Origin of the sequence: Andreprevotia sp. IGB-42 (assembly GCF_009848685.1) — a bacterium.
In the GTDB taxonomy this organism is placed as follows: Bacteria; Pseudomonadota; Gammaproteobacteria; order Burkholderiales; family Chitinibacteraceae; genus Andreprevotia.
This window is the reverse complement of record NZ_WXTX01000032.1, coordinates 1-7398: the sequence shown is the minus strand read 5'-3', so window position 1 is coordinate 7398 and position 7398 is coordinate 1. Positions and strand designations below refer to the sequence as shown.

At 59.2% G+C, this 7398-nt stretch carries 8 protein-coding genes; 7 read left to right on the top strand and 1 reads right to left on the bottom strand.

The annotated features are described in order from the left end of the window. The first annotated feature begins 294 nt into the window (after window positions 1-294). From IGB42_RS21660 to IGB42_RS21630, 7 genes are all read left to right on the top strand, one after another. Entirely contained in the window at window positions 295-1125 is an 831-nt protein-coding gene (locus tag IGB42_RS21660) for a ferritin-like domain-containing protein (RefSeq protein ID WP_159675634.1), read from the top strand. Next, complete coding sequence (gene rfaE2, locus IGB42_RS21655; protein ID WP_159675633.1) at window positions 1122-1628, top strand: D-glycero-beta-D-manno-heptose 1-phosphate adenylyltransferase; 507 nt, start codon at window positions 1122-1124, stop codon at window positions 1626-1628. Before IGB42_RS21660 ends, rfaE2 begins: the two co-directional genes overlap by 4 nt. Further along, on the top strand, window positions 1612-2940 hold the full coding sequence (locus IGB42_RS21650) for a mechanosensitive ion channel family protein (protein WP_159675632.1): 1329 nt from the start codon (window positions 1612-1614) through the stop codon (window positions 2938-2940). Before rfaE2 ends, IGB42_RS21650 begins: the two co-directional genes overlap by 17 nt. Window positions 2941-3074: 134 nt before the next feature. After that, a complete protein-coding gene (locus IGB42_RS21645) occupies window positions 3075-4268 on the top strand; it encodes a fatty acid desaturase (protein WP_159675631.1) in 1194 nt (397 codons plus the stop codon). Window positions 4269-4342: 74 nt separating this feature from the next. Next, on the top strand, window positions 4343-4693 hold the full coding sequence (locus tag IGB42_RS21640; protein ID WP_159675630.1) for a RidA family protein: 351 nt from the start codon (window positions 4343-4345) through the stop codon (window positions 4691-4693). A gap of 59 nt (window positions 4694-4752) precedes the next feature. Continuing rightward, the gene (locus tag IGB42_RS21635) at window positions 4753-5817 is read left to right on the top strand and encodes a glycoside hydrolase family 18 protein (protein WP_159675629.1); all 1065 of its coding nucleotides are present in this window, start codon (window positions 4753-4755) and stop codon (window positions 5815-5817) included. Window positions 5818-5935: 118 nt separating this feature from the next. Beyond that, window positions 5936-6454 (top strand): GAF domain-containing protein, encoded by a 519-nt coding sequence (locus IGB42_RS21630; protein WP_159675628.1) that lies wholly within the window; start codon window positions 5936-5938, stop codon window positions 6452-6454. A 69-nt stretch (window positions 6455-6523) separates the two neighbouring features. Here IGB42_RS21630 and IGB42_RS21625 read toward each other — a convergent pair whose 3' ends face one another. Continuing rightward, entirely contained in the window at window positions 6524-7150 is a 627-nt protein-coding gene (locus tag IGB42_RS21625; protein ID WP_236822696.1) for a glutathione S-transferase, read from the bottom strand. Between the last annotated feature and the right edge of the window lie 248 nt (window positions 7151-7398).

The window sequence follows — 7398 nt, the reverse complement described above, 5'->3', positions numbered from 1 at the left end:
TAAACATGGCGACGAGCGGTAGATACCTAATGGTACAGGCAGCCATTTCCTAGCCGTTGGCCGCGATCGGCTGCAATTCATCGGGGCGGCTTCAGCCAGGCGTAGGCGGAGATTCAGCATTGGCGTAGCCAAAGGCGTCAGTATCTGTATGGCGCTGCGTCCACGTCGAACCGCCCAGCATAAATCAGCAGTGTGACAAATTTGGGTCTTGCTCTGGCCCCCTGCTGCTTGTCTAATACGCTATTGGGCCTCATTTTCATTTAATCACCGTTTGTCCCCCAGGAGCAGATCCGGATGTTGTACCCGCAATTATTTGCCGACCTCGAAAAAGCACGCTGGAACATGGCGAATGATATTCCCTGGGGTGAATTTGATGCTGCGCTGCTCACCGATGAGCAAGCGCTGACGATCAAGATGAACGCAATTACCGAATGGTCGGCATTGCCGGCCACCGAGATGTTCCTGCGCGACAATCAGGACGACAGCGATTTTTCCGCTTTCATGTCGATCTGGTTTTACGAAGAGCAGAAGCACTCGCTGGTGATGATGGAATATCTGCGCCGTTTCAAGCCCGAGCTGGCGCCGACTGAAGAAGAGCTGCACGCGGTGCGCTTCGAATTCGATCCGGCCCCACCGCTGGAAACGTTGATGCTGCATTTCTGCGGTGAAGTGCGCTTGACGCAGTGGTACCGCCGCGCGTCCGAATGGCATACCGAGCCGGTGATCAAGGCCATCTACAAGCATCTGTCCACCGACGAAGCACGTCATGGCGGTGCATACCTCAAATACATGAAGCGTGCGATCGAACGCTGCGGCAACGAGGCGCGGCAGGCTTTTGCCAAGATCGGCTTCCTGATGGCGTCTTCCGCGCGATCCGGCAAGCCGTTGCACCCGACCAACCTGCATGTGAACAAGGATCTGTATCCGATGGATACGATCCAGAGCCGTTTGCCTGATCCGGAGTGGCTGGAACACTGGCTGGATACGCAAATCCAGTTTGGCAAGGAGTGGGAAGCGCGTGTGGTTGGCGGCATCCTGCGCAACCTGTCCAGCCTGTTCGGCGTCACGCTGGAAACCACCGGCGACCTGAACCGCTATCGCAAGCAACTGGGCACCGCTGCATGACACAGGGCAACAGCTACCCGCCCGCAAGCTTCGAAGCCAAGCTGTGCCGGCCGGAACAGCTGGCAGAGCGCCTTGCCACGCTGGCGCGGCCGCTGGTGTTCACCAATGGTTGCTTCGATATCCTGCACCGTGGCCATGTTACCTATCTGGCGCAGGCGCGCGCGCTGGGTGCCAGCCTGGTCGTGGCGCTCAATACCGATGCCTCGGTGCGCCGCCAGGGTAAAGGTGATGACAGGCCGATCAATCCGCTGAGCCATCGCGCCGCCGTGATGGCCGCCCTGGAAAGCGTGAGTCTGGTGACGTGGTTCGATGCCGATACCCCACATGAGCTCATCCTGTCTGCCCGCCCTGATGTACTGGTGAAAGGGGGGGACTGGGCGGTCGAGCGGATCGTCGGCAGCAGCGAAGTGCTGGCATGGGGCGGTAGCGTGCATTCCATCCCTTTCCTGTTCCAGACTTCCACCACGCAGACCCTGGAGCGCATCCGTGCAGCCTCTCGCTGAGCGGCATAACCTGGTTGTAGAGCTGATTGCAGAACTCAACCGCTCCGGTTTCCTTGCCCCGGGCATTGTCTGGCAGGCGGCGGTGTTCGTGCTTGCGCTGGGCCTTGCATGGCTCAGCAATCACTATTTCAAGCCGCGGCTGGGCTTGGACCACGCACGCTGGAAGTTCGGCGGGGAAGGGTTCTCGCGCGTGTACTTCCCGCTCAGCGCGCTGGTGTTGGTGCTGATCGGCGGCATCACGTTGCGTACCGTCCAGCCATTGCCCCACCACCTGCTGGCCATCGCCATGGTGCTGTTGACCGCCATGGTCAATATCCGTGTGTTGGTCTACATGCTCAAGCATGCGTTCTCGCAGGCGCAGTGGGTACAACGCTGGGAAAAGTACATCGCCGGCGTGATCTGGACCATCTACGCGCTGCACGTGCTGGGCATCCTGCCGGAGGTGGCAGAGCTGCTCGACAGCATCAGCTTCCACCTCGGCAAATCGCGCATTTCCGTGCTCAACATCCTGCAGGGCCTGGTATCGGTTGCCGGCACCATGCTGGTGGCTATCTGGCTGGGGCGCCTGTTCGAAACGCGCATGATGGCCGCCAAGATGATGGACATGAGCGTGCGCGTGGTGCTGGTGAAGGTCGTGCAGACGCTGCTGGTGGTATTCGCGGTGATGATCGCGCTGCCGCTGGTGGGCATCGATCTGACGGTATTGTCGCTGTTTGGAGGCGCGCTGGGTGTGGGGTTGGGCTTTGGCCTGCAGAAGATTGCATCCAATTATGTGTCCGGCTTCATCATCCTGATCGATCGCTCGATCAAGATCGGCGACTTGGTCACCATTGACAATCGCCAAGGGGTGATCAGCGGCATCACTGCCCGCTACGTGGTGCTCAAGAGTGCGGACGGCACCGAATCGCTGATCCCGAACGACACTTTGGTCACCTCCACGGTGGTCAACCAGTCATACAACGATCGTGCGGTATGGGTAAAACTACCGGTCAGCGTGGCTTATGAATCCGATCTGGAACTGGTGATGAAACTGCTGGAAGCCACGACGGCCGGGCATCCGCGCATTGCGCCAGACCCGGCGCCGCGCGCCTTCGTCGAGGCCTTTGCCGAGAGCGCCGTGAATATGTCTCTGGGATTCTGGGTGCGCGACCCAGAGAATGGCACCCTGGGCTTGCGTTCCGAGATCAATTGCAAAATCTGGCAGGCCTTCCGTGAAAACGGCATCAGTATTCCGTTCAACCGGCTCGATATCGTGCACTTCAAGCCATCCAGCCGGCTGGCTGGCGAGGGTAACCTGCAAGGTATAGAGTAAGGTTTTGGTGGAACCATCTGTCTGCTGGTGTTTCAAATACAAGCTGATCGGGGAAAAATTGATTAGAATCAAGCCCCCAGCGCTTGGGTGCGGCTATTGTTGCACCGCCTGGCTTCCTTTTGGAGAGTGATTGAATGAATTGGTTAAACGGTTTGGTTGACCTGCCCTGGTGGGGCTACATCGTTGTAGCACTGGTGTTTACGCACATCACCATTGCAGCGGTCACCATTTACCTGCACCGCCACCAGGCGCACCGCGCGCTTGACCTTGGCCCGATCCCGAGCCATTTCTTCCGGTTCTGGCTGTGGCTGACCACGGGCATGGTGACCAAGCAGTGGGCGGCAATTCACCGCAAGCACCACGCCAAGTGCGAAACCGCCGAAGATCCGCACAGCCCGCAAGTGCTGGGCATCAAGAAGGTGTTCTTCGAAGGCGCAGAACTTTACCGTGCGGAATCCAAGGTTGCAGAGACCATGGAAAAGTATGGCCACGGCACCCCGGACGACTGGCTGGAGCGTAATGTATACAGCTCGCACAGCGCCATGGGTCCGACCTTGATGATGATCATCAACCTGGCGCTGTTCGGCCCGAACGGCATCTGGATCTGGGCCGTGCAGATGATCTGGATTCCGATCACCGCCGCCGGCATCATCAACGGCATCGGTCACTATTGGGGCTACCGCAACTTCGAATGTGAAGATGCGTCCCGCAATATTGTGCCGTGGGGCATCATCATCGGTGGTGAAGAGCTGCATAACAACCACCATACCTTCGGTACCTCGGCCAAGCTGTCGTACAAGTGGTTCGAGTTCGATATCGGCTGGCTGTACATCCGCACCATGGAAGTGCTGCGCATGGCCAAGGTTCGCCGCGTGGCACCGAAGATGAAAACCATCGAATCGCCGCGTATCGAGATTGACGAACACGCGCTGGCTGCCATCGTGGCCAACCGCTACAGCATTGCCGCCAACTATGCACGCACGCTCAAGCAGACCGTGGCGGATGAAGTCGAGAAGCTGCGTGCCAATGCGCACGTGCCGCACCTGGATATCAACCTGTCGCGTCAGATGAAAGTGTGGCTGAAGCAGGATGCCAAGGACACGCCCGAGGACGAGCGTCCGAAGCTCGATGCCGTGCTGGCACAAAGCAATGTGTTGAGCCAGATCTATCAGATGCGCCAGGAGTTGACCCGCTTGTGGGAGCGTTCATCGCTGTCCCGGCCGGAATTGCTCAAGCATCTGCAGGACTGGTGCGCGAAGGCGGAAGCCAGCGGCATTGCTGCATTGCAGGAATTCTCGTTGCGGCTACGTTCGGTCGCGGCGGTGTAAAACCCGCGTTACACTGAAAGGCGAGCCCCATGGCTCGCCTTTTTTCTTTTGGTGTCGTCACACAGGAGAGCAACATGTCCAGCATCCAGCGCTATCACGTCGGCCCGCGTCTGTCCGAGATCGTCGTTCACAACAACACCGTCTATCTGGCCGGCCAGGTGGCCGAATCGCTGGAAAAAACCGTGCGCGGCCAGGCCGATGAAGTGCTGGCCGCTATCGACCGCCTGCTGGGCGAAGTAGGCTCGGACAAGCAGAAGCTGCTGTCCGTCACCATCTACCTGGCCGACATGGCTGATTACGATGCAATGAACGAAGCGTGGTCCGAATGGGTCTCATCGGGCAACACCCCGGCGCGCGCCACCGTGGAGGCCCGGCTGGCCGACCCGCGTTATAAAGTTGAAATGAGTGTGACAGCTGCGCTTTAATGGGGTATTCGGCATACATGCCGGTATGTTTTGACCAACTGTCCTGGACAAGGAAAAAAATGTCGAACAAAAAGATGGTGCTCGCCTATATCGCCGGCTGGCAAGACTGGAACGGCCTGCCGCTGGAACGGGATGCGGAGCGCCTGACACACATCTGTTATGCGTTTGCCAACATCAAGGATGGCGAAGTCGTGTTGCTGACGCAGGATGATCAGCACCAGGCACGCAACGAAAGCGGCCTGGCTCAGCTGGTGGCCCTGCGCAGCCGCCATCCGCATCTGAGGCTGCTGATCTCGATCGGCGGCTGGACCGCGGACGGTTTCTCGGATGCTGCGCTGACCGAAACCGCACGCGAGCAGTTTTCTGCATCCGCAGTGGCCTTCATGCAGCGCTACCAGCTCGATGGCATCGACATGGACTGGGAATACCCCAGCAACGACATGGCAGGTATCGTGGCCCGCCCTGAGGACAAGCAGAACTTCACGCTGATGCTGGCATCCTTGCGCCGCCATCTCGATGCGCTGTCCGACCATGAGGCGCGCACCGGTGATGCCCGCTACCTGCTGTCCATTGCCGCGGGTGCGGGGCAGTACTACCTCGATGGCGTGGAAATGGACAAGGTCACCGCGCAGCTCGATTTCGTCAACCTGATGACCTACGACTACTACAACGGCTGGGCCACGCGCGCCGGTCATCACAGCAACCTGTACAACACTGCAGTCGATCCGGATGGCGACAGCTGCGCCAGATCCGTAGCGCTGTTCCTGGCCAATGGGGTGCCGCGCGAGAAGCTGGTGCTGGGTTGCGCGTTCTACGGCCGCAGCCTTGCCGGTACCACCGGCCTGGGCGAGCCCGGAGAAAAAGGCAGCAACGGCGCGCATAGCTATACTGAGATCGTCAACACGCTGTTGCCGGCAGGTGCGGTGCGCCACTGGGATGATGCCGCCAAGGCACCATGGCTGTTGCACCAAGGTCGCTTCGTTTCGTACGAGGATGCGGAATCCATTGCTGCCAAGATGGCTTTCGTGAAAGAGCACAATCTGGCTGGGGCGTTTTTCTGGGAATATACGGAAGACCGTACCGATACCTTGCTGACTGCGCTGTGGCGCGGTTTGCAGGATTGAGTCGCCAGCTGGTTCGCCACTGAGCGTAAAAAGGCCATCGCCTGTCGGCGGTGGCTGCCGATTACTGTTGATGGCGCTACAGTGCAAGTACGCCGTTCCTGACCCGGATTCAATCGTGATGCTCTCACCCGAACTGCCCGCGAATGAAATGGAACGTATCGCCGCACTGCAGCGCCTGCAGTTCCTCGATACGTTGCCCGAGCCCGTTTTCGATGAACTGGTTGAATACGCGGCTTCCGCGCTGGAATCGCGTTATGCGCTGGTCAGCATCGTCGACCGTGACCGCCAGTGGTTCAAGGCCAGTTGCCTGCCGGATGTGGCCCAGACCGGCCGGGATATCTCGTTCTGTGCCCATGCCATCCTCAATCCATCCGAAATCATGGAAGTGGAGGATGCGTTGCTGGATGCGCGCTTCTGGGACAATCCGCTGGTACTGGGCGAGCCGCATATCCGCTTCTACGCTGGTGCACCGATCGTGCTGTCCAGTGGCCACGCCATCGGCACCGTTTGCGTGATCGATCCGGTAGCGCGCACGCTGAGTGAAGAGCAGCGGATGATCCTGCGGGCATTGGCGCAGATCGCCGCCGGCGAGATAGAACGGCAATACCCGCCAGAGCCACCAGCAGTGGCCCACTAGTGCCCGATGGCGCTTGATGGGGATGAATGTGAAAACGCCTGCTACTGCAGGCGTTTTCTTTGCCGCGTATCAGGCCGGGCGTAAGGCCGTTTGCAAGCTGGTATCCACGAATGACGGCCGCTCGTTCAGCTGCGCATACAACGTCGCCAGATTGGGATGGCGCGTCGCCCAGTCGAAATCGGGAAAGCGCATGGATAAATAGCCCAGGCAGCAGCCGGTGGCGATATCGGCTAGGCTGAAATGGCCGGCAAAACACCATTTGCTCTCGCCCAGGTCTGCAGACAGGGCTGCCAGGCCACGCTCTATCTTGGCCTGCTGGCGTTCCACCCAGTCCGCGCTTTGCAGCTCGGGCGGGCGCCGACGCTCCGCCACGATCAGCGCCGCCGCATCGGTCACGCCGTCAGCCAGCGCTTCCCAGCGCTTTACGCCTACCGCTTGCCGGTGATCGGCCGGCAGCAGTTTGCCAACCGGGGAAACGTGATCCAAGTATTCGACGATCACGCTGGAATCATATAGCGGCTTGCCATCATCGAGCACCAGCGCCGGCACTTTGCCCAGCGGGTTGACGCTGGCTACCTTGCTGTCGGCAGCGCTGGGAATATCTTCGATCAACTGGCAATCGATTTTCTTTTCCAGCAGGACGATGCGGACCTTGCGACCGTAGGGGCTGGTGGGTGAAGAGTAAAGCTTCATCATGGCGCTGCCGGAAGGGAATGGTCCGATTCTATCCACACATCACGGGCTTCACCATGCAGTGTTGTTGCACTACCACGCTTATGTTGAAAGACTATGGAAAGTCTTTCTGTCACATAATGGATCAGGCATATATGAGTGCCGTGTCAGCCAGAAACAACCATGGCCCCAGCGGGGCCATGGCATGCAGGCAAGTCAGTGTGCGTGTTCAGATCTGCTCATACAGCGGCAAGGTCAGGAACTCCGCAAAC